The sequence below is a fragment of the Gluconobacter sp. Dm-44 genome (assembly GCF_018256175.1).
Lineage (GTDB): Bacteria > Pseudomonadota > Alphaproteobacteria > Acetobacterales > Acetobacteraceae > Gluconobacter > Gluconobacter cadivus.
The window spans coordinates 580192-603685 of record NZ_JAERLZ010000001.1; the positions used below are offsets into that span (position 1 = coordinate 580192).

At 61.9% G+C, this 23494-nt stretch carries 19 protein-coding genes; 7 read left to right on the forward strand and 12 right to left on the reverse strand.

Features of this window, described 5'->3' with window-relative positions; genetic code table 11:
• Positions 1-7: 7 nt before the first annotated feature.
• The 8 genes from pnp to rimP form a co-directional block, all read right to left on the reverse strand.
• The gene (gene pnp, locus JK213_RS02660) at positions 8-2158 is read right to left on the reverse strand and encodes a polyribonucleotide nucleotidyltransferase (RefSeq protein WP_194261832.1); all 2151 of its coding nucleotides are present in this window, start codon (positions 2156-2158) and stop codon (positions 8-10) included.
• A gap of 196 nt (positions 2159-2354) precedes the next feature.
• On the reverse strand, positions 2355-2624 hold the full coding sequence (gene rpsO / locus JK213_RS02665) for a 30S ribosomal protein S15 (protein ID WP_011253110.1): 270 nt from the start codon (positions 2622-2624) through the stop codon (positions 2355-2357).
• A complete protein-coding gene (truB, locus tag JK213_RS02670) occupies positions 2584-3585 on the reverse strand; it encodes a tRNA pseudouridine(55) synthase TruB (protein ID WP_194261831.1) in 1002 nt (333 codons plus the stop codon). The genes rpsO and truB overlap by 41 nt, the downstream gene beginning before the upstream one ends.
• Before the next feature lie 97 nt (positions 3586-3682).
• Positions 3683-4111, reverse strand: a complete 429-nt coding sequence (rbfA, locus tag JK213_RS02675; RefSeq protein ID WP_194261830.1) for a 30S ribosome-binding factor RbfA — start codon at positions 4109-4111, stop codon at positions 3683-3685.
• Positions 4108-6870 carry a translation initiation factor IF-2 gene (infB, locus tag JK213_RS02680; RefSeq protein WP_194261829.1) on the reverse strand — a complete coding sequence of 921 codons (2763 nt, stop codon included), beginning with the start codon at positions 6868-6870 and terminating at the stop codon, positions 4108-4110. Before infB ends, rbfA begins: the two co-directional genes overlap by 4 nt.
• Complete coding sequence (locus tag JK213_RS02685) at positions 6867-7544, reverse strand: RNA-binding protein (RefSeq protein ID WP_194261828.1); 678 nt, start codon at positions 7542-7544, stop codon at positions 6867-6869. Before JK213_RS02685 ends, infB begins: the two co-directional genes overlap by 4 nt.
• Complete coding sequence (gene nusA / locus JK213_RS02690; RefSeq protein ID WP_099286149.1) at positions 7519-9072, reverse strand: transcription termination factor NusA; 1554 nt, start codon at positions 9070-9072, stop codon at positions 7519-7521. The genes JK213_RS02685 and nusA overlap by 26 nt, the downstream gene beginning before the upstream one ends.
• A 34-nt stretch (positions 9073-9106) precedes the next feature.
• Positions 9107-9718, reverse strand: a complete 612-nt coding sequence (gene rimP / locus JK213_RS02695) for a ribosome maturation factor RimP (protein ID WP_099286150.1) — start codon at positions 9716-9718, stop codon at positions 9107-9109.
• 216 nt (positions 9719-9934) lie between these two features.
• On the opposite strand from rimP, the gene JK213_RS02700 reads away from it, so the two are divergent.
• The 3 genes from JK213_RS02700 to JK213_RS02710 are packed head-to-tail and all read left to right on the forward strand — an operon-like array spanning position 9935 to position 12777.
• Positions 9935-10546 carry a hypothetical protein gene (locus JK213_RS02700; protein WP_194261827.1) on the forward strand — a complete coding sequence of 204 codons (612 nt, stop codon included), beginning with the start codon at positions 9935-9937 and terminating at the stop codon, positions 10544-10546.
• A gap of 32 nt (positions 10547-10578) precedes the next feature.
• The gene (locus tag JK213_RS02705; RefSeq protein ID WP_194261951.1) at positions 10579-11832 is read left to right on the forward strand and encodes an AAA family ATPase; all 1254 of its coding nucleotides are present in this window, start codon (positions 10579-10581) and stop codon (positions 11830-11832) included.
• Positions 11833-11835: 3 nt separating this feature from the next.
• Complete coding sequence (locus JK213_RS02710; protein ID WP_194261826.1) at positions 11836-12777, forward strand: hypothetical protein; 942 nt, start codon at positions 11836-11838, stop codon at positions 12775-12777.
• A 21-nt stretch (positions 12778-12798) separates the two neighbouring features.
• Here the strand turns inward: JK213_RS02710 and JK213_RS02715 are convergent, their stop codons facing one another.
• Both JK213_RS02715 and JK213_RS02720 read right to left on the reverse strand, forming a co-directional pair.
• A complete protein-coding gene (locus JK213_RS02715; RefSeq protein ID WP_194261825.1) occupies positions 12799-14328 on the reverse strand; it encodes an ABC transporter substrate-binding protein/permease in 1530 nt (509 codons plus the stop codon).
• On the reverse strand, positions 14328-15074 hold the full coding sequence (locus JK213_RS02720; RefSeq protein WP_062030364.1) for an amino acid ABC transporter ATP-binding protein: 747 nt from the start codon (positions 15072-15074) through the stop codon (positions 14328-14330). The genes JK213_RS02715 and JK213_RS02720 overlap by 1 nt, the downstream gene beginning before the upstream one ends.
• 248 nt (positions 15075-15322) lie before the next feature.
• Between JK213_RS02720 and ccmA the strand changes: the two genes are divergently transcribed.
• From ccmA to JK213_RS02735, 3 genes are all read left to right on the forward strand, one after another.
• On the forward strand, positions 15323-15958 hold the full coding sequence (gene ccmA / locus JK213_RS02725; protein WP_194261824.1) for a heme ABC exporter ATP-binding protein CcmA: 636 nt from the start codon (positions 15323-15325) through the stop codon (positions 15956-15958).
• Positions 15955-16620, forward strand: a complete 666-nt coding sequence (ccmB, locus tag JK213_RS02730; protein WP_062030368.1) for a heme exporter protein CcmB — start codon at positions 15955-15957, stop codon at positions 16618-16620. The genes ccmA and ccmB overlap by 4 nt, the downstream gene beginning before the upstream one ends.
• A 103-nt stretch (positions 16621-16723) precedes the next feature.
• Complete coding sequence (locus JK213_RS02735; protein WP_228125400.1) at positions 16724-20044, forward strand: S41 family peptidase; 3321 nt, start codon at positions 16724-16726, stop codon at positions 20042-20044.
• A gap of 75 nt (positions 20045-20119) precedes the next feature.
• Here the strand turns inward: JK213_RS02735 and JK213_RS02740 are convergent, their stop codons facing one another.
• Positions 20120-20668, reverse strand: coding sequence for a cytochrome b (locus JK213_RS02740; protein ID WP_194261823.1), 549 nt, complete (start codon positions 20666-20668; stop codon positions 20120-20122).
• A 142-nt stretch (positions 20669-20810) separates the two neighbouring features.
• Here JK213_RS02740 and JK213_RS02745 point away from each other — a divergent pair, with 142 nt between their 5' ends.
• A complete protein-coding gene (locus JK213_RS02745; protein WP_194261822.1) occupies positions 20811-21389 on the forward strand; it encodes a YqaA family protein in 579 nt (192 codons plus the stop codon).
• A 5-nt stretch (positions 21390-21394) separates the two neighbouring features.
• Here the strand turns inward: JK213_RS02745 and JK213_RS02750 are convergent, their stop codons facing one another.
• The gene (locus JK213_RS02750) at positions 21395-23359 is read right to left on the reverse strand and encodes a transglycosylase SLT domain-containing protein (RefSeq protein WP_194261821.1); all 1965 of its coding nucleotides are present in this window, start codon (positions 23357-23359) and stop codon (positions 21395-21397) included.
• Positions 23360-23494: the final 135 nt, after the last annotated feature.

A 23494-nucleotide genomic window follows, 5' to 3' on the forward strand; every position in this document is an offset into this window, starting at 1 on the left:
CCAACACTCACTCGGCGTCGCGACGGGGCGGACGGGCCGGTCGGGCCCCCACGCTCTCCGTGATATCGGCACCCGTGGCCTGATCGACAACCCTCATGGAGAGCTTGACCTTGCCGCGATCATCGAACCCGATGACCTTGACCTTCACGGCATCGCCCTGCTTGACGACATCGGACGTCTTCGCAACGCGGCCTTCAGCCAGTTCGGAAATGTGAACCAGACCGTCACGCGGGCCAAGGAAGTTCACGAACGCACCGAAATCGGCGGTCTTGACGACCTTACCGTCATAGATGCGGCCGATTTCCGGCTCGGCGACAATGCCTTCGATCCGGGAGATGGCCTTCTGGGCCTGCTCGTCGTTCGCAGCGGCGATCGTCACGGTACCATCGTCGCCGATATCGACCTTTGCACCCGAATATTCGACGATCTCGCGGATCACCTTGCCACCGGAGCCGATCACGTCGCGGATCTTTTCCTTCGGCACGGAAATCGTCGTGATCTTCGGAGCATTGCCCGAAACATCCGAACGGCCTTCCGTCAGCGCCTTGGACATTTCGCCAAGGATATGGATCCGGCCTTCACGGGCCTGCTCCAGCGCAATCTTCATGATTTCAGGCGTGATGGACGTGATCTTGATGTCCATCTGCAGCGCGGTCACGCCGTCAGCCGTACCAGCCACCTTGAAGTCCATGTCGCCGAGGTGATCTTCGTCACCCAGGATGTCGGACAGCACGGCGTAGCCACGGTCTTCCTTGATCAGGCCCATGGCAATGCCAGCCACCGGACGCGGCAGGGGAACGCCGGCATCCATCAGCGCAAGCGACGAGCCGCAGACGGTCGCCATGGAGGACGAACCGTTGCTTTCCGTGATCTCGGAGACAACGCGCATCGTGTACGGAAAGGCTTCCTTGGTCGGCAGCAGCGGATGGATCGCGCGCCATGCCAGCTTGCCGTGACCGATCTCACGACGACCCGGGGAGCCCATGCGACCACACTCGCCAACCGAATACGGCGGGAAGTTGTAGTGCAGCATGAAGTTGGAACGGTATTCACCTTCCAGCGCGTCGATGATCTGCTCGTCCTGACCCGTGCCGAGCGTCGCGACCACAAGGGCCTGCGTCTCGCCACGCGTGAACAGGGACGATCCATGAGCGCGCGGCAGGATGCCGACTTCGGCAAGGATCGGACGAACCGTCTTCAGGTCACGGCCATCGATGCGGATACCGGTCTTGAGGATGGACCCACGAACGACCTGCGCCTCAAGCTCCTTGAGCATCGGCTTGGCGAGTTCGACGTCCAGACCTTCCTCGGCCAGGATCTCGTTGATCCGGTCCTTGGCTTCGGCAACCTTCTTGTAACGGGCCTGCTTCTGACGCTCCTTGTAAGCGTCCGCCATCAGCTTGTTGCCGACCTTCTCGACGCGCTTGCGAAGGGCAATTTCTTCCTTCGTCAGCGACGGCAGATCCCACGGAGCTTTCGCAGCGTGCTCGGCCAGCGCGATGATGGCGTCGATGACCGGCTGGAAGGACGTGTGTCCCAGCGTGACGGCTTCAAGCATCGTCTCTTCCGAAAGCTCGCTGGCTTCGGATTCGACCATCAGCACGCCTTCGGCCGTACCAGCGACCATCAGGTCGAGCGTGCTGTCCTTGAGTTCGTCATGAACCGGGTTCACGACCAGCTTGCCATCAATGCGGCCGATACGGGCGCAGGCAACCGGGCCGAAGAACGGAATACCGGAAAGCGTCAGCGCAGCCGAGCAGCCAATCAGCGACACGAGCGCCGGATCGTTTTCGTTGTCGTAGCTCAGAACCGTTGCGGTGATCTGAACTTCGTTGCGGAAGTTTTCCGGGAACAGCGGACGGATCGGACGATCGATCAGACGGGCGTTCAGGACTTCGGCTTCGGACGGACGGCCTTCACGCTTGAAGAACCCACCCGGGATCTTGCCGGCGGCGTAAGCCTTTTCCTGATAGTTGACCGTCAGCGGGAAGAAGTCCTGTCCCGGCTTGACGCTCTTGGCGCCAACGGCGGTGCAGAGCACAACCGTATCGCCATAGGTGATCATGACGGCGCCGTCTGCCTGGCGTGCGACCTTGCCGGTCTCCAGGATCAGGGGGCGTCCGGCCCATTCGATTTCCTTGCGGAAATAATCAAACATGCATGTTTTCCCAAATTAAGGGTGAAACCATCCCCGGGCGTCCGGCAGGTGGCGGAGCAGCGTTTCGGACGGCATGGCGGTGATGGCGGGAAGTCCCCGGCACGACACCATGTGGCCTGAAACGCCGGTCGCGCACCCGCACCGCCGGACAGGCGATGGCGAGGGTGTCCGGGAGCATGCTCCCGGACAGATCAACTCAGCGACGCAGGCCGAGACGCTCGATCAGGCTCTGGTAGCGGGCCTGGTCCTTGCGCTTCAGATAGTCCAGAAGGCTACGACGCTGGCCGACCATCATCAGAAGACCACGACGGGAGTGGAAGTCCTTCTTGTGGGTCTTGAGGTGCTCGGTCAGGTTGACGATACGCTCGGACAGGATGGCAACCTGTACTTCCGGCGAACCCGTATCCGTCTCGCTCTGCTTGTACTCAGAAATCAGTGCCGTGCGGCGTTCTGCGGTAATCGACATCGTGTTCTCCAAAAAACTCGTGGTTTTCCAGCATCCGCGCTGCCCTGAGCCGCCCATGACGGACATGACACAGACCCAGCACGTGCTCTCCGATCATCGCGCGCCACAGATGGTCTTCCCCCTGTGACGATGCCGGCAGAGGATGCACGAGGTCCGAAGGGTCTATCGACTGCCCCCAGACAAGCACCCTTCCCTCCGCATCGGTGACGGCCAGCGCCGGGATGTCGACCAGCGCGGTCGCCGCATCCAGCAGAGGAGCCGGAAGAGCATCGGCGTTGTCCACAGTTTGAGTCGATTTGTCCAGTGATATCTGATCGATCGTCAGGGCATGACTCAGATCGAATGGCCCGCACTTCGTCCGCCGCAGCACGGAAATATGCCCGACCGTTCCACAAGCCAGCGCAATGTCCCGCGCCAGCGAGCGCATATAGACGCCCTTGCCCGACTGCACGTCAAAAACGGCCGTATCCGCATCCGGACGTTCCACCAGCGTTATCGAATCGATCCGCGCCGGACGGGGCGGAAGCTCGGGCGGACGACCTGCGCGCGCCATGTCATAGGCCCGCTCTCCCCCGACCCGAAGTGCCGAAAACACGGGGGGTACCTGCATGACATTACCTGTCAGCGCAGGCAGAACGGCAAGAATCTGCTCATCGGTCGGACGGTTCGGCGACGTCGCCAGAACCTCGCCTTCAAGGTCGTCCGTCGTCCGGCTTTCCCCGAAAGTCAGCGTGAAACGATAACGTTTTGTCGCATCCATGATGTAGGGAATGGTCCGCGTCGCCTTGCCGAACGCAATCGGCAGCACACCGGACGCCAGCGGATCGAGCGTCCCGCCATGTCCCGCTTTTTTCGCATCAAACGCCCAACGGAGTTTGTTGACCATATCCGTGGAGGTCGGACCCAGCGGCTTGTCGAGAATCAGCCACCCGTCGATATCACGTCCACGTTTCCTGCCCATACATCCCGTCCTTGCTTGTGAAGGCCGCTGATAAACCAGCAAGGGGGCAGAATGCAAAAAACGCCCCTCACCGGAAGGGAGGAGCGTTTTTAAAAAATTATTCCAGATCTTTTTCCAGATCCCGCCGGACTTCCGGAGACCGCATGATCTCGTCGAGTTCCATGGCGTTATCCAGCGCCGTGTCAGGCTGGAAGTGGATTTCCGGAACCGTCCGGAGATTGAGGGCCTTGGACAGCCCCGTTCTCAGGAACGGTGCCACCCGCTTCAGGGCAGGCAGCAGAACCTCGACATCGCTCCGCCCCAGACGCGTCACGAAAGCCGTGGCGTGTCTGAAATCCGGGGAGATGCGGACTTCCGTGACCGTGATCCGCACATCCAGAAGTTCGGGATCGCGGAACTCCGTCCGGGCGAACAGTTCCGCCAGAACACGGCGGACCTCTTCGGCGACCCGGAGCTGGCGAGTGCTAGGCCCTTGGGCAACAACACCTGCCGGGCCCTTCAGGTCATGCTTCGAACGCGAACTCAAGCCGGGATCACTTCCATTTCGTAGCACTCGACGACGTCGCCTTCGCGCAGGTCATTGTAACCCGCAAACGACAGACCACATTCGTAACCGCGCGCCACTTCCTTGACATCATCCTTGAAGCGCTTGAGCTGGCTCAGCTCGCCTTCATGAATGACCACGTTGTCACGCAGCAGACGCACGCCACAGCCGCGCTTGACGAGGCCTTCCGTGACGTAGCAACCCGCGACCTTGCCGGTCTTGGTGATGTTGAAGACCTGACGGATCTCGGCGTAGCCCAGGAACTTCTCGCGATGCTTCGGCGCGACCTTGCCCTTGACCAGCTGCTCCACATCATCAGCCACCTGATAGATGATCGAGTAATAGCGGATATCCACACCCTCGCGCTGGGCCAGTTCACGGGCCTGCGTGGTGGCACGGACATTGAACGCCACGATGATGGCGTCCGAAGCCTTGGCAAGCTGGATATCGCTTTCCGTGATCTGACCGACACTGGCGTTCAGAACGCGAACCGCGACTTCCTCATGAGCCAGCTTCTGCACCGTCGCGGAAATCGCTTCTGCAGAACCCTGAACGTCTGCCTTGACGAGGAGAGCAACCTCCTTCTGCACACCAGCCTGAATTCGGGCCAGCATCTGATCGAGAGTACCACGGGCTGCAACCTGCGAAGCTGCTTCCTTGTCCTTGATCTTCCGCTGACGGAACTCGCTGATCTCACGGGCCCGGGCATCGTTTTCGACAACGACGAACGGCTCACCCGCACCTGGCACACCCGTCAAGCCAAGAACCTCGACCGGCATGGACGGACCAGCATCCTTGAGCTGACGACCACGGTCATCAAGCACCGCACGGACACGACCCCATTCAGAGCCAGCCACCAGAATGTCGCCCCGACGCAGCGTGCCCTTCTGGACGAGAACGGAAGCCACAGGGCCACGTCCACGATCCAGACGGCTTTCGATCACCACACCTTCGGCAACGCGGTCCGGATTGGCGCGCAGATCCAGCATCTCGGACTGAAGCAGAATGCACTCTTCCAGCTTGTCCAGCCCGGTCCGCTTGAGGGCCGAAACCTCGACGTCCTGGGTGTCGCCACCCATTTCCTCGACCACGATCTCGTGGCTCAGAAGTTCCTGACGGACACGGTTCGGATTGGCACCCGGCTTGTCGATCTTGTTGATCGCCACGATGATCGGAGCATTAGCCGCCTTGGCATGCTTGATGGCCTCGATCGTCTGCGGCATCACACCGTCATCGGCTGCCACGACCAGCACCACGATATCGGTGACGGACGCGCCACGGGCACGCATGGAGGTAAAGGCCTCATGACCCGGCGTATCGATGAAGGTGATTTTCTTCCCCGACGGAGCCGTAATCTGATACGCGCCGATATGCTGCGTGATGCCACCGGCTTCGCTTGCCGCCACGTCCGTGGTGCGGAGCGCGTCAAGCAGGGAGGTCTTGCCGTGATCGACATGACCCATGACCGTCACGACCGGAGCGCGCGGCAGCAGTTCGTCGGCGCTGTCTTCCACGCCTTCGATACCGATTTCGACGTCGCTCTCGGAAACACGCTTGATGCGATGGCCGAATTCCTCAACCACCAGCTCCGCCGTGTCGCCATCGATGCTCTGCGCAGCCGTCGCCATGACGCCCATTTTCATGAGTGCCTTAATGACTTCACCTTGACGGGACGCCATGCGGTTGGCCAGTTCTGCCACCGTGATGGTTTCCGGCACGATGACATCACGCACGACGCGGACCTGATCGGAACGCAGACGCTCCAGTTCGGCCTGACGCCGCTCGCGGTCGCGCTGACGGCGGACCGAAGCCAGCGAACGCGTCTTGTCGTCATCACCTTCGATCGCAGCGCGGACGTCGATACGTCCCGAGCGACGATCGCTGCCACCGGCCTTGCGGGACGGTGCCGACGGACGACGTGCCGCTGCAGGAGGCGCCCCCGGACCCGTACGACGGGGTGCAGGACGACGCTCGTCCTCACTACCAGCGGCGGCTGCGCCGGAACGCAGATGAAGTGTCTCGTTATTGCGGGCAGCAGGCGCAGCAGAGGGTGCAGGACGCGACGGCTGAACCGGACGCGGCGGCATGATGGCGCGCTCGGCCAGCGGACGCAGACGCTGAACCGGAGCGGCAAGCTGCACACCGCCGGTCGAATGCGTACGAGGGTCCAGCGGAGCCGAACGCTCGGCTTCCTCTGCTGCGCGCGCGGCAGCTTCAGCAGCAGCCTGTTCCGCAGCACGTGCAGCAGCTTCGGCAGCAGCCTGTTCCCGCGCAGCCTGCTGCTCGCTTTCCTTCAGAGCAGCGATTTCCGCCGCTTTCTGCTCGGCGATCAGACGCTCTTCCTCAGCGGCGCGACGCGCAGCCTCGGCGGCAGACATGATCTGGATCTTTTCTTCTTCACGCCGTGCCGCTTCTTCAGCCGCAGCCTGACGCTGCCCTTCCAGGGCGCGTTGGCGGGCGGCCAGTTCGGCTGCTGTCAGGGCGCGACCACCCGGCCGACCACCACGGGCCGCTGCACCGGCACCTGGGCCAGTAGCATTGCGCTTGGGTTTACGCACCTCAACCTGCACGACCTTGGAGCGGCCATGACTGAAGCTCTGACGCACGGAGCCAGCATCCACAGTACGCCCGACCTCCGGCCGTCCAGCGGGGCGAAGCGACAGGCGGCTGCTTCTGGTCTGTTCGCCGCCCTGTGATGGGGTGTTGTTTCCGTCCTGGTTGCGCTCGTTGCCGTCGCTCATAGTTCCGCCTGTTCCTTACTGACCCCTTCAGGGTCTGGGAGCGGACGTCCTGCCACTCCCGAAAATCTCTCATGTTCGGCGATCAGGCGCTGTGCCAGCGCACCGGGCGCCATCACCGCATAGACCGCCCGGTCCCGGCTGAACGCCGATTCCAGGACCCGATCGGGAACTGTCACAACCGGCAGAGAACGCCGGCCCGACACCAGTCTGGAAAATTCGTCCGGACTTGCACTTTCCGAACGGATCACCACCCCTACCCTGCCGGAAGTAAGCCACTCCCGGCATTTCTGAAACCCGCAGACCGTCTGACCGGCTCTCCGGGCCAGACTGACTGCATCCAGCATCCGCTGTACCAGAGCCCCACCAACAAGATCGGCAAGGTTTTCCGGTACGGACACCTGAGCCTTTGCCGCTCTGGCGAAAGCCTGTCGTGTTCGGGCGCTATCTAACACATCCCGGCTGGCACTCAACCACATTCCCCGGCCCGGAAGTTTTCCGGCGAGGTCGGGGACAACCCTGTTATCGGGGCTGACCACGAAGCGGATCATGCTTTCGGGCGGCTTCTGCTCTCGCGTTACAAGGCATCGCCGCTCCGAGCCGCGACGCCCTAGAGCACCACGAACGGGACCATTATCAGTATCAGAAAGATCAGACGTCGGTCGACTCCCCGTCATCGTTTTCCGTTTTTACCGAGTCGGCTTCTTCGCCATCGAACCAATGCGCACGGGCTGCCATGATGATCTCATTGGCGGCATCCTCGTCGATAGCCTCGTCACCGAGGATCTCCACCAGTTCGTCACCTGCGAGATCCGCCAGATCGTCGAGCGTCTTCACGCCCTTCTCACCCAGCGTCACCAGCATCTGGTTCGTAAAGGTGCCCAGTTCGGCCACGTCGTCCGTAACGCCCAGCGCCTTGCGCTGATCGTCCAGAGCCTGCTCCTTGCTGGCCAGATAATCATTGGCGCGATGCATGAGCTCTTCAGCCACGCTCTCGTCAAAGCCTTCGATATCGTTCAGCTCACCCGGATCCGTGTAGGCCAGTTCCTCGATGGAGTGGAAGCCTTCCGTCACCAGCAGGCCCGCAATCACGTCATCGACGTCCAGCGCCTCGACGAACTGCGAGGAGCGCTTGCGGAACTCTTCCTGACGACGCTCCGATTCCTCGGCCTCCGTCAGAATGTCGATGTCCCAGCGGGTCAACTGGCTGGCCAGACGCACGTTCTGTCCACGGCGACCGATGGCCAGCGAAAGCTGCTCATCCGGCACCACGACTTCAACGCGGCCAGCTTCCTCATCCATCACCACCTTGCTGACTTCAGCAGGCGCCAGTGCATTGACAACAAACGTCGCAGCCTGCGGGCTCCAGGGAATGATGTCGATCTTTTCGCCCTGCAATTCGGCCACGACAGCCTGAACGCGGGAGCCACGCATACCCACGCACGCACCGACCGGATCAATGGCGGCATCGCGCGAAATCACGGCCATCTTGGCGCGCGACCCCGGATCACGGGACACAGCCTTGATTTCAATGATCCCGTCATAGATTTCCGGAACTTCCTGCGCAAACAGCTTGGCGAGGAAGGCCGGATGCGTCCGGGACAGGAAGATCTGCGGGCCACGCGGCTCGTCACGCACGTCATAAATATAGGCGCGGATGCGATCAGAGTTGCGGAAGGATTCGCGCGGGATCAGCTCGTCACGACGAAGCAGGGCTTCGGTATGACCGATCTCCACCATGAGATTGCCGTACTCGGTCCGCTTGACGGTCCCGTTGACGATCTCACCTACGCGGTCCTTGAACTCATTATACTGGCGCTTGCGCTCGTATTCGCGCACGCGCTGTACGATGACCTGCTTGGCCGTCTGTGCGGCGATACGCCCGAAATCAATCGGCGGCAGCGGATCGACCAGATGCTCGCCAGCCTTGATTTCCGGCTGGAACTTCCGGGCGATATGCAGCGGGATCTGCGTGTCTTCGTTCTCGACCTGCTCGACCGCCTCGGTCCAGCGGCTCAGACGGACCTCACCGCTCTTGCGATCAATCGTCGCGCGGATGTCCTTTTCATGCCCGTACTTTGCGCGGCCAGCCTTCTGGATGGCCTGCTCCATCGCTTCGAGCACTTCCTCGCGGTCGATATTCTTCTCGCGGGAAACTGCATCGGCAACCAGCAGCAGTTCGGGACGTGTAACAGACGTGTCCATCAGATCGGACCTCCAGCCAGCATGAGACGGGTCATCACTTCTTTCCCGGCTTTTTCGGATTCAGTTTGGGCGCCTGGCGCGCTTCGCCGCCATCTTCCCCTTCAGGATTGAGCCCTGCAAGAGCAGCGCTCGCCTCGATCAGCGCATCGGTCAGGACCAGACGGGCCTTGCGGATATCCGTCAGCGGCAGAACCGCCTCGGTTCCGTCATCCAGACGGATGAGGGCATTGCCATCCCGCGCGCCCATAACAGTCCCCGAGAAGCGGCGACGGCCATTGAGCGGCACGTCCAGTTCCGCCTTCGCCAGATGCCCTGCGAATCGTTCCCAGTCCTTGGCCCGCGTCAGCGGACGGTCGATCCCGGAGGACGACACTTCCAGCATCCATGCACCGGGGATCGGATCGTCAACGTCCAGAATGGCGCCGACGGCATGACTGATCTGTTCGCAGTCTTCCACCGAAATCAGGGAGCCGTTCGCACGGTCCGCCATGATCTGGATCGTCGGGGTATCGCGCCCCAGCACCGAAAGACGCACGAGTTCGTAGCCCAGATCGGCCAGAGTCGGCGCGATCCGTTCCGCGATACGGGCTTCCAGCCCCGTAAGGTGAGGCAGTTCGATGTCGGAAGAGGCGTGCTGCTGAGACAAGACAAAAAAGGCGGCCCGTCAGGGCCACCCCCCAAATGAGCGGAAGATGAATGGAATGTGCCTTATGTAAGTCACCTCCCCTCAAGACGCAAGAGGAACGCAAATCCCTTTATTCCTGAACAGCTTGTCCATTCGGCGAGTCGAAAGATTTGTTTACATTCCGATGCCTCGAAAGCCCTTGTCTTCGGACGCTGTCGGGAGTGAGATAGTTTCGAAATGACCGTGCAGCCCGATCCCCGTCCAGAACCGCGCCCGCAGCCTCTGCCCGCCGATCCCGCTTCCCGGAGCCGGGCTCTGTGGGGTGGAGGTGGCCTGATCGCGGCCCTGACAGTCGGGGCCGGCGCTTTTTTCTACACACATAATACAGCCACACCCCTTGCCCCCGCTGTGGCCCCACCGTCCCAGAACGTCCCAGCCGTCCCCGCAGCCCAGACCGCCGCAGTTCAGCTCTCAATGCTACCGCCCACAAAGGCCCCTGCCGCCCTTGCAAAGAGCGGTTTTAGCCCGGCTGACCGCGCCCGCATCCTGGCAGCCGTAAAAGATGGCAAGATGCGCCTCGTGGAAATGCCGGTTCTGGATGCTTCAGGTGCCGTCGGTCAGACCATTGACGTCACGGTCTCAGGCCTGACACAGCGCGTGATCCTGAACGGCAGGTTCCAGCATCTCATCATTCCGATCGTCGAAGCCGGACAGATCCTCATAGCCCCGGTCAGTATCCCGCATGCGCCTGCCCTGATCGTTGGCGCCCTCACAGCCCTTGGCCCCGAAGCCCTGCCTGCCCTGACGACGCTGGACCAGCGCGTCCTGCTCAATGTGATCGTCCAGTAAGGAACCGCCCGGTGTTCAAGTCTCTCGTGCCCATGCTCAACCGGGCCATGCCGCTGATGATGGCCGCCTTTCTTATTCTGGCGGTCATTCAGGTCGCGGTCATGCTACACCTGTCGCTGAACGGGCTGTGGGCCGCCATCGAATGGGGACGGCGGTTCTATCTTCCACTGGCAGGCATTAGCGCCCTTCTGGCAGTCACGGGGCTGGCGTATGAAACATCAGCCGAAAAACTGGCGCGTCGCGGACTGCGCCGCAGGAAAGGTCTCATCATGGATGTTCTCAGCCGTCTGACGAACCGCGGAGCCCTTGAAGAACTCATGGCCCGCGAACAGCGCGAAACCGTTCTCGACGCCGACGAACTGGCCGCGTCCCTCCGCGCCCGCGTCATCGGACAGGATCAGGTCTGCGAGGATATCGCCCAGCAGATGCGCCGCCGTCTGGCCCTTCAGGTCCGTGGCAAGCCCGTGGGGATTTTCCTGCTCGCAGGCCCTCCTGGTACCGGCAAGACCTATCTCGCCAAGCAGATGGCCAAGCAGATGGAACGCCCCCTGCTGCATTTCGACATGACGCAGATGTCCAGCGCCCATGCCGCAACACAGCTTTTCGGATCGCCCAAGGGCTATGTCGGCTCCGACACGTTCGGCAAACTGACAGGCGGCCTCAAGGACCATCCGGACGCCGTGGTCCTGCTCGACGAAATCGAGAAGGCCCATCCGGACGTCTTCAAGAAGTTCCTGACCGCATGGAATGATGGCCACGTCACGGAGGCCTCCACCGGCGAGCAGGTCTCGACCACGCGCGCGATCTTCATGCTGACCTCCAACATCGCCACCGAAGCCCTGACGGAAATCTCTGATCGCCTCGCAAACGAGCCCGAGAAGATGCGTGCCGAATCGGTCGAGGCCCTGCGCAAATCCGGCTTCGCCCCCGAAGTTCTCAACCGTCTGGACCGGATTTTCATTTTCCGTGCCCTGCGCGGTCTGGATCTCGCCCGCGTTGCCGCACTCGAAATCGAGGCCATGATCGAAGGTTACGGCCTGCATGTGGAAACCGGCGGCATCGACGCTGGTGTCCTGTTCCAGGTCATGATGAAGCAGAAGAACCTCGGCACCGGCGCCAGCGCACGCGATCTTGTTCGCTCTATCGAGGACATGGTCAGTGAAAGCCTGATCGTCGCGCGTCAGCAGGGCGCAAAGCGCGTCCGCCTCGTTACGCAGGACGACGGCACCGTCATCACGGAAATCGCCAGTGATTCCGAAGTCCAGCTTGGTCGGGTGAGTCACTGATCCATGACGGCATTCGGACGGCTCTGGCGGCGTGCGCCACTCTGGCGCACCAGCGTGATCGTAACGGTCGGCGCGCTTGGCATGGCGGCTTTCTACCCCACCCCGGCGCTCAAGAAAGCCATGCCGTGGCTTCCGGGACATCTGCCGGGCGCGGCACCCGATAACGCCGCTTCCGGCGCATCACAGCCGGACGCGCAGGGGGCACAGTCCAATGGCGCACCCGGCCTCGGAGACCAGATCGGCGTTCCCGATCCGGGCATCACCGAACACGGCAGCCTCACCATTGCCGGACGCATCCTCCCGCTTCCGGCCGGAGACTGGCACCCAATCCTGACCGCCCGAAGCGGCGCGCATGGCGAACTCTCCCAGCAGGTTCTGGCCCGGACTGATCGTGGTGTCGTCTCGGGCGTCATCGTCGTGCGCGCCACGCAGCAGCCCGTCCCGGCCGATCTGGCCGAACAGCTCGAAACCCCCTGCCATGACGACCGTGACTACGCCGCGCATATTTCAGACAAACCCGGCGTCTCACAGGAATGCAGTTACACCAGCAATGCCGTCCTCGAGAACCAGAGCGTCAGCAGTGACCCATTCATCACAGCCGCGTTTAACCGAATGCACACACTCGGCTTTCCGGTCCCGAGCCTGATGATCAATGTCGGCTGGTATTATGCCGCAGCGGCAGGCAAGGGCACCGCTCACATCGAAACAGTCGAAACGCTCGTTGCGCCCATTGAACGCGGATCGCGCCAGCTTCTGGCACCGCCGCAATACTGGAACAAAGCCTCAGTTCACAAAAACCCGGAGGCTTCCCAGTTCATTGACGCGCTGGACCGGTGGATGATCGGCTGGTCACGGGTTCTGCGTCAGGGCTTTGACGGAACGCTGAATACCGCAACGCTCGTGCCCCCGCTCATCAACGATCCATCCGCGCCCCAGCCGTCCTGAACCGAGCCCGGGCACCCGATTTTAGTGGTGCCCGGCTCCCGAGAAGCCGCGACCCAGCCGCCGTTCCGCCATGCGCGCCAGCCGCACGAACGGCAGTCCGAGCAGCAGATATGCCATGCCGACCATGATCCCCGTTCCAAAATAATCGTAATAAGTCGAGGACAGCCGCACATAGGTCTGGCTCAGCTCCGTCAGCGTAATAACGGAGACGAGTGAACTGTCCTTGAGCAGCGAAATGAAATCGTTGGTCATGACCGGCACAACCGTCCGGAACGCCTGCGGCACGATCACAAGCCGCAGCGCCTGCCAGTGGGTCATGTTCAGCGCAATCGCAGCTTCCATCTGCCCGCGCGGCACGGACAAAAGCCCGGCGCGATAGTTTTCCGCTTCGTAGGCCGCATAATTCAGACCCAGCGAAATCACACCGGCCACGAAAGGCGACAGCCGGATTCCGAAGGCGGGCAGCCCATAGAAAATGAATAGTACCTGAATCAGAAGCGGCGTCCCGCGCACGACCTCGACATAAATGCCCGCCACAAACCGTAACGGAGCCGCGCCATAATGCCGCGCCAGCGCGAGCAGAAGGCCGAGCGCCACAGCCAGAACCATGGCCAGCGCCGAAACCGCCAGCGTCATCAGCGCCGCCTGCCCGATCAGCGGCAGGAAACTGACATAACGCCGCATCAGAACACGCCAGCCGCTGCCGGTCGTGTTCGCCATAGCCTCCTGATAACGGTTCCACTCCGTCGGTGCGATATCAGGCTGGCTGTTGTCGCCCGTGTAGTTCGCCATCAGCGGCGTCCACAGGTTCCAGCGCGCCAGAATGCGATGCAGCGTTCCGTCCTTGATGATCTCGCCGAGCGCCGCATCCACCTGATCACGCAGTTCCCGGTTTTCGGGCGAGAACGCAATCCCGTATTCCATGCTGCCGATCGGCTCGCCCACGAGCTTCATATCCGGCGAGATACTGCCATAATACAGCGCAATCGGCGCATCGAGCAGGATCGCATCCAGCCGCCCGTTCCGCAGATCCGAGAATGCATTCGTCTCTTCTTCATAGGACCGGACGTTCGAACCACCCTGCCGACGCAGCATCCGTTCCGCCGTCGTGTCCTTGATCGTCCCGACGGTATGGCCCTTAAGGGCTTCCATCGTGTCCAGCCCGGTCTGATCATGCCGGACGATGATCCGCTCGCTCGTCACATAATACGGACGCGAAAACAGGACGGCCGCCTTGTGCTCGGGCGTCATTTCGATGCCGTCCAGCACCATTCCATAAAGCCCGCGCGACAGACCGGGGATCAGACCGTCCCAGTCGTTCTGAACAAACTTCGCCTTGCGGTGCAGACGCTCGGCAATCGCGTCAGCCAGCTCATATTCAAAGCCGGTCATTCGCGATTCATGGGCCGGATCATGGAAAACGTAAGGCACATTCGCCTCACCATCCGACGCCCAGAGCAGATCCTGCGACGCGGCAGCAGGCGCGTCGGCCAGCGCGACAGAAACGGGGCTGACCGCAAGAGCCAGCACAAGCGCAAGAATTTTCTTCATCACAGCAGCGTCCGCAGGAACTGGCGTGTGCGTCCCTCTCTGGGGTTGGCAAACATCAGGTCCGGATCACCGCTCTCGACGATTTCACCGCCTTCGACAAACAGAACACGGTCCGAAGCCGCACGCGCAAAACGCATGTCATGCGTCACCACAAGCTGCGTCATGCCATCATCATCCAGCGCCCGCATTACGGACAGGACTTCCTCGGAAAGCTCGGGGTCCAGCGCGGAAGTCGGCTCGTCATACAGCATGACGGAGGGCTTCATCGCGAGCGCGCGCGCAATGGCCGCGCGCTGTTTCTGGCCTCCCGAAAGACTGTCCGGATAGCGGTCCTTGGTCGCGGCAAGACCGACCTTTTCCAGCAGTTCGCACGCAATGGACTGCGCCTCGTCCCGGGACATCTTCTTGACCTGGATCGGCGCCATCATGACGTTATCAAGCACCGTGCGATGGGGAAACAGGTTGAAGGCCTGAAACACCATGCCGACATGCGCGCGCAGCTTATGGGCCTCGGCCTCGTTGGCGCGGCTCCAGTGCTTGCCCGTACATGCAACCGTCACATCCTCGATGCGGACAGAACCCGCATCCGGATGTTCCAGAAAGTTGAGGCAGCGCAGGAACGTGGACTTACCACATCCCGAAGGCCCGATCATCGAGATCAGTTCGCCGCGCTCCACATCGAGCGACAGGCCCTTCAGAACCTCGTTCCCACCAAAAGATTTGGCGATACCACTCGCCTGCAGCACCAGATCAGCCAGTTCCGGAAACCCTTGAAAAAAGACGCACGATCACACGACCGTGCAGCCCTCATAACGGACCTGAGCACGGGTATCGAGACCTTAATGCAGCGCGCGGCACAATTCATACGATCATCACATTCCGCCCTCCCCACGCACTGGCGCCACACCAGCCCTTGCGAAGCACGCCCGCAGGGTCTCTAAAACAGAAAGACACACACCGGGACAGAACCGAACCCCGCGCATGAGACTTTTCAATGACCACCCCGTCTGATTTTCCGCCACCTCCCACACCCGGACGCCTGCTCGATGTCGAGGACGTCACGGTGTTCCGTGGAGACCGGCTGGTGCTTGACGGGGTGTCCCTGACGCTGGACGCCGGGGACGCCATGATCCTCACGGGTCCAAACGGGGCCGGGAAATCAACCCTCCTGCGCACGATCTCCGGCCTGCGCCGTCCCGATTCAGGCGAGGTTATCCGGTATGGCGCCCTTGCCTGGCTTGGTCATCAGGATGCCCTCAAGCCGGGCCTGACGCTGGCGCAGAACCTTGCTCTGGCAGAAAAACTCGGGACAACCAGCCTGCCCGACGCGCTTGACGCTCTTGATCTTACCCATCTGACCGATCTTCCGGCCCGGCTTCTGTCCTCGGGGCAGAAGCGCCGCGCGGCCTTTGCCCGCGTCGTGCTGTCCGGCGCCCCGCTCTGGCTGCTCGACGAACCAACGGTCGGACTGGACGTCGCCAGTATCGAACGCCTCGGCGCCGTCATGGCCGCCCATCGCGCCAGAGGCGGTGCGATGATCGTCACGACGCATGTGCCCCTTCCTCTCGACAATACCCGCTCGCACGAGCTGCCTTCGCTCGCGCATGTGGACTCCTTCTGGCTGTCATGACCGCTTTTCTCGCCCTGATCGACCGTGACCTTCGTCTGGCTTTCCGCTTCGGCGCCGACACGCTGGCCTCTCTACTGTTCTTTATATTATGCGGCAGCCTGTTCCCGCTCGCCCTTGGTCCTTCACCCGACCTTCTGCGACATATGGGGCCGGGCATTATCTGGGTCTGCGCGCTGCTGGCCTGCCTCCTGCCACTGGACCGTCTGTTCGGAGCCGAACTCGAAGACGGCTCCCTCGATCTGCTGATGCTGACCGGCCCAGCTCCCGCCGCCGTGGCCTTCGCCAAAATGGCTGCGCACTGGCTGACGACGGGCCTGCCGCTTCTGATTGCCAGCATCCCGCTTGGCATCATGCTCGGCGTCAAAGGCTCCGAACTCCCGCTCCTGCTGGCCGGCCTTGCGATGGGCACGATGTCCCTCTCACTTCTCGGCGGCATGGCAGCCTCGATCGTGCTTGGCGCTCGGCGTGGTGGCGTTCTGCTCCCGCTGCTCGTTCTGCCGTTGGCAACGCCCGTCCTGATCTTCGGCGCAGCCTCATCCTATGCCGGACAGCTCGCCACATCCCCTGCCGCCAGCCTCGATCTGCTGGGAGCATGTCTTTTCGCCTGCCTGCCGCTCTGCCCCCTCGCCGCTGGACAGGGCCTCAAGGCCGCCGTGGGCTGAGAGAAGTGTTATATCTTAACAGGATGTCATCCGGGGGCCTTTGACGCGATGACACCTTTATGAAACGACTGGACCATATTCGTTTCATATCGAGATCATCGCCATGTCCCTACGCCCCTCGCTCAGAAACTCCCTCCTGTCCTGCGCCGCCCTGATGGGGCTGGGGCTCGGCGTTGCTCAGGCCGAGCCGGGCTATCTGCGTGAACCCTCGATTTCCGGCCAGACCGTCCTGTTCAACGCCGAACAATCCGTCTGGAGCGTTCCTCTTGCAGGCGGGCAGGCCCAGCGCCTGACGACCGTACCGCAGGGCGCGAATGCCATCGACCCGCATCCTGTCATTTCTCCAGACGGTACCCAGATCGCCTTCGCCGCCAATTTCGACGGCCCGACCGAAATCTACATCATGCCCCGCAGCGGCGGCACGCCGCGCCGCCTGACCTTCGAGAACGTCGCGCGTCTGAAGATCATCGGCTGGGACGCCCATGCCGGGGTGCTCTATGCCAGCCCCGCCGCAACCGGCCCCTATTACAGCCAGACCGTCTCGGCCATTGATCCGAAAACCGGCGCAACGCGCGTCTTCCCGCTTTCCGGCGCGAACGATGCCGCGCTCAGCCCGGACGGGCGCTGGCTTTACGCCGTCCGCTTCGGCCTCGCCACGACCGGCGATCACATGCGCGCCTATCGCGGCGGCGCGCTGTCCCAGCTCTGGCGCTTCGATCTTCAGAATGGCAAGGAAGCCGAGCGCATCGGCACGCGTGACGCCAACCTGATCCGCCCGATGCCCTGGCGCGACCGCCTGATCGTCATTTCCGACGAGAACGGCCGCTACAATCTGTGGAGCCTCGCCACCGACGGCTCTGACGCGAAACAGCTCACCCATTTCACGGATTACAGCGTTCTCGAAGCCGCCATTTCCGGCGATCATATCGTCTTCCGCAAAGGCGCGGACCTGTTCGATTTCAATCTGGCCAGCGGTGAGACCACGCCGGTCAAGGTGGACCTGACCTCCGACAACCTGCCCCGCAGCCCGTACTGGCTGGAAAAGCCGACGCGCTTCCTGACGTCCTCGACCATTTCCCCCAAGGGCGATGCCGCCGCCTTCACCATGCGCGGTCATGTCGTGGTCGCCGGGGCCTCGCCCCGCCGCGTCGTCGTTCTCGCCACCCCCGATAACGTCCGCCTGCGTCTCGCGCAGATCACGCCAGACGGCAAATCCGTCATTGCCTTCAGCGATGCGGGCGGCGATTCCGCCCTGTGGCGCTTTGCAGCCGATGGCAGCGGCAAGGGCGAGGCCATCACCCAGCCGTCCTCCACCGAACCCGTCGCACTATCTCTTTCCCCGGATGGCAAATACGCCGCCCATACCGACCTTCTGGGCCGCCTCTGGCTGACGGACCTGTCCACCAAGGCCGACAAGCTGGTCGATAACGCCACGCTGGACGGCACCAACGTCTTTGATTCCGTCTCGTGGTCCCCGGATGGACATGTTCTGGCCTATGTCCGCACACGCGGTACGAACCTGCGTCGCCAGATCGCCCTTTACGTCCCCGCAACGGGCCAGTCGAACTGGGTGACGGACGGGCGCTACGAATCCTATACGCCCAGCTTCTCCCCAGACGGAAAATGGCTGTGGTTCCTGTCAGACCGCACGTTCTCGCTCGCCAACGGCTCGCCTTGGGGAGACCGTAATATCGGACCAGCCTTCCCCAAGCGCACCGGCATTTATGCCCTCGCCCTCCAGTCCGGCGAACGCTTCCCGTTCCAGCCCGCAACCGAGCTGGACCCGACGGATAAGAAGCCCGACGCCGATAAAAAGGACGACAAGAAGAAAGACGGCGACAAGAAAAAATCCCTTCCCGCCATCGAATGGGCCGGGATCGCCACACGTCTCTATCAGGCCCCGGTTCCGGCCGGAGACTATGAAGGCCTCGGCGTTTCTGACGACTATCTCTTCACGATCGACAATTCCGGCTCAGGCGATGGTCCGGGCGATCTGAAGTCGATCCACATCGACAATAACGAACACAAGATCGAAACCTACGCGACAAAGATCTCGGGCTTCGACATCACCCCGGACGGCAAAACCCTTCTGACCCTCAGCCGTCGCGGCAAAAACGCGCCGGAACTGCTCCTGACGCCCGCTGGCGAGAAGCAGCCCAAGGAACTGGACGGCAAGAAGATCGACCTCGACCATCTGCGTCTGCGGATCGACCCCGGACAGGAATGGTCGGACGAGTTCGTGGACGCCTGGCGCCTGCACCGCGACCATTACTATGACCGCGACCTGCACGGCGTGGACTGGAAAGCCGTACGCGCCCATTTCGCCCCATTCGTGGACCGTCTCGGAGACCGTGCGGATCTCGATGATCTGCTCGGCCAGATGGTTGCGGAAATCGGCGCCATGCACTCGCAGCTCCACGCGCCCACGACATTCGACCAGCCCGCTTCCAGCCTCATTGCAGGCCTCGGCGCGCATCTGACGCATGAGGACAAAGGCTTCCGGATAGACCACATCTATCAGGGCGACCGCGACCTTCCCGACCAGCAGTCCCCGCTGGCCGCGCCCGGTGTGGACGCCCGGAACGGCGATCTCATCACCGCAATCAACGGCCAGCCGACCGCAGGCCAGCCCGATCTCGGCTCGTTGCTTGCCGATCAGGCCGGAAAGCAGGTTCTCCTGACGCTCGCGCGCGGCGGGAAAGACCATAAGATCATCGTAACGCCCGTGTCTTATATGAAGGAGCGTGACCTGCGCGCACGCGACTGGGAAGTCAGCCGAGCGGAGATCGTCGACCGCGCCAGCCACGGCCGTATCGGATATCTGCATCTGCAATCCATGGTCGGCGACGATATGGAAGCATTTGCCCGCGAGTTCTACGCCAATATCGACAAGGACGGCCTGATCGTGGACGTCCGCGGCAACACGGGCGGCAATATCGACAGCTGGGTTCTCACACAACTCATGCGTCGTCCGTGGATGTTCTGGGGCCGCTACGGCAACGCGCCGTCGGTAGACATGCAGCAGTCCTTCCAAGGCCGCCTGATCGTCCTGTCCGACGAGATGACCTACTCGGACGGCGAGACCTTCTCGCAGGGCATCAAGTCCCTGCATATCGCCCCACTGCTGGGTGAGCGGACCGCAGGCGCGGGCGTCTGGCTCTCGGACGGAGACCGCCTGATCGACAACGGCAATGCCCGTACAGCCGAAAATCCTTATTTCGACCTGAACGGACAATGGCTGGTCGAGAACAAGGGCGTCTCTCCGGACATTGAAGTCGAGAACATGCCGGTTGCCACCTTCAATGGACAGGACCAGCAGCTCGACGCCGCCCTCACATGGCTGCGCAAAGATATGGCCGACCATCCGCGCCCAACCCTGAAACCCGCTCCCTTCCCGCCCCAGCAGCCTGCTGCCCCGAAATAAACCGGAGCGTCTCTCCACAAAAAAAAGCCCCTGTCCGAGCACTCGGACAGGGGCTTTTTCATGACATGCCGGTCTTCAGAGCATCCGGTCCATAACCGTATCCCTGCGACCATAACGATGCAGCAGAGCCGCAATGCCATGCCCGGCAATCAATACCCCCAGAATCCATGACGAAAACTGGTGCAACACATTCACCAGCGGCACAAACACAGGCGCCTTGTGGGCCAATGGCGGCAGATCGACGACCCACATCATCGGGATCGGCAGCCCATGCACCGAACTCCGAACCCATCCCGTCAGCGGCACCACCAGCATCATCGCGTAAAGCGCAAAATGCCCGACCTGCACCGCCAGACGCTCCTCTTCCGGAATATCCGATGACATCGTGGGCGGCCGGTGTGTTGCCCGCCAGACAAGCCGCAAAACCGTCATGATAATGATGAACGGCCCGATTTCCTTGTGGATCAGCAGCAGAAGCGCCTTCTGCGGGGTTGCCGCATGCGGCATGATCCGTCCCACATAAAACCCCAGCAGCCACAGCGGAATAATGATGGCCGCCATGCTCCAGTGGAACAGTCTGGCGACAAGGGAATAACGCTGAAACGGCGCTGGGGTGTTGTCCATGAAACGGCACTACTCCGGAAGAACGGTTCCACGTCCTATAGCCGTTCGTTTGCCGAAACACATGTTGCACAGAGTTACGGATTTGCAAGCTCCCGCAGGCCGGGTAGGACAGTACGCACATTCACAGGAACATCAGGCCGCTATGCTGACACTGCTCTACACCCGCATCACCGAACTGGCCGCCTCGCCGCGTGCCGTCTGGTGGCTGATTGTTGTCGCCGTGGCGGAATCTTCCGTATTTCCATTACCCGTGGACCTGATGCTTGTCCCCATGCTGCTCGCCAACCGTGAACGGGCGTGGTTTCTGGCATTTGTCTGTACGACCGCCAGCGTCGTGGGTGGGCTGATCGGCTGGCTGCTGGGGGCGTTTCTGATGAAACATATCGGGATGCCGATCGCGCATTTCTATCATGCCGACCAGCGCATCCTGAATCTGGAAGCCCTGTTCCGCCGCTATGGCGTCTGGATCATCCTCGCCAAGGGCCTGACCCCGCTGCCCTACAAATTCGTCACGCTGGCGGCAGGAGCGGCGCATTTCCCGCTGCTTCCATTCATTGCCGCGAGTATCGTCACGCGGGGCGCACGCTTCTTTCTCGAAGCCGCCCTGCTCCGCGCGTTCGGAGAACCCATCCGCGATTTCATCGAAAAACGTCTGGCACTCGTTCTGTTCGGCGCCCTGATCCTGATCGCAGGCGGCATCGCCCTGATCGAATTTCTTTAAGGACCTTAGTTCAGGGCCATGCGCTCATGCGCCATGGCCTGCTCTTCACCAAAAGACGGCCATTCCGAACGCGTCAATGCCTTCAGAGACGGAGACGGCAGCCCCATACGGTGCGCATACAGCCACGTATAGGTCAGGGCGCGATGGACATAATCGCGCGTCTCGTTATTCGGCAGCGTTTCCATGAAAAACAGCGGGTCATGCATGTCCGCCTTCTGCGCACCTTCCCAGCGCGCAATCGCTCCCGGCCCGGCGTTATAGGACGCCAGAACCCGAACCAGATCGCCCCCTTCAGGCGGCGTCACCGTCGCAACACGGCTCGACTGGTTCGCGAGATACAGCACATAAAGCTGTCCGATCTCCAGATTGGAAGACGGATTGTGCAGACGGCTGACCATATCGGGAGCCACCGGAATCACCGCCACGCCATGCGAATCATACGTCATGTGCGACGTGGTGACGAAGCTCGCCGTCACCGGGCGGATCTGCATCAGACCATGCGCACCGGCCCCTGACGTCGCCGACGGATCGAAGTTGGATTCCACCCGCGTCAGCGCATAGACCAGCGCCGGATTCATCCGAAAACCATGGCTGGGCTTCAGGGCGGGCAGAGGCAGCGGCGTCGGTGGCGTCACCTCAGCTTCCCGATGCATGACCAGAGAGGCAAGCTGCTCGGACAGATCCTCATAACCCGCCGCCTGAGCAACCAGCTGAAGCGACCGCGACCGCGCGCTGTCGGAAGCGACATCCACCCACATACGCCGGATCAGGTTTTCGGCCCGCATCCGTTCGCCGATCTGAAGCAGCGCAAAAAGCTGACGCCCCTGCGGAAGGGCGCCCACAGCCTCGACATCAATTTCCGCAAGTACAGGCACCGGATCATGCAGCGTGACCTCGATCCGCCCACCGGGCAGACGCGCATGGCCATGACGCCCAAGTTCCAACGTCTGGGAAGCCAGCATGCCGTAAAAGGTTTCGTGATGCGTGGCGGCGCGATGCAGCCACTTCACATAGCCGGCCATGTCATGGCGCCGTCCCTCGGCCCGCGCTGCCCAGAACGCGGCAGCCGCACGGATTTCCAGCGCCGTCACAGGCGCATTGGCCGCAGACTGGAACAGCTCATAGGCCGCCTCGACATGCCCTTCACGCCAGGCAGCAAGCCCGGCAACATAAGCGGGCAGCCCAACCTGATGGTCCCCACGACCAAATCCAGCACTTGCATTCCGCAACGCCGCAAGGGTTTCCCCCTGCGACAGTAGACCAAGTGCAATCTCGCCGTAAAGCTGCGCCGCGTAAGGGGCGCTCATCCCCGGCGTAATGTCCACGAGATGCAACGCACTTTCCGCCCCCCGCACACCCGTCAGAACCCGTTCCTGAACCGTCCGGTCCAGCAGCGGATTACGAGCAAATGCATGCATCAGCGGATCAACAGGAGCGACCGCGCCCTTCATATCGTCAGCCCGCGCATCAGCAGCAAGCGGACGAACGAAAGACTGCATCTGAACCGTTCCCGGAAGTGCAATTTTCAGCAGAAGAGCCTGAATGGTCGATGCATCGGGCTGGGACGCATAGTCATGCAGCCATTCCCGAAGCTGTTCGGCCGCAGGATGCGCGCCCGGCGCAAGATAACGCTCAGCCAGCACATCCGGCAGCAGGACATGATCCGTCAGCAGACGCATCTGTTCCTGAACAATACGGGAATTGCCTTCGCGCTGCGCCTGAAAGATCAGCCGATAGCGGTTGGCCATGGCCGCCGTCAGCGGATGGGGCAGCGAAACAACGCCATCCCCACCCAGAGACGGCCGGGCTTCGGCAAACGCAGTCTCGTCCCCGGCCGGTTCCGGCTGGGGGCTGAGATTGCGTGTGCTGTCCGCACGCGCCGGAGACAGTGAGCCACCGGCCAGAATCAGTACGCTGACGAGCAAAGCTCGAGCGCTACTGCCTGAAATGAAAGGGGGTGTCCTTCGCATAGCAGCGGGTTGCTACCCGCTTTGCAGGGCCTTGGCAAGAACTTGTTAAGTTCTACACATCCTTGGACTGGGCAATGATATAACCCAACCCCAAAACAATCCAGTGGCAAACACCTGTCATCGCGCGTTTTTTTA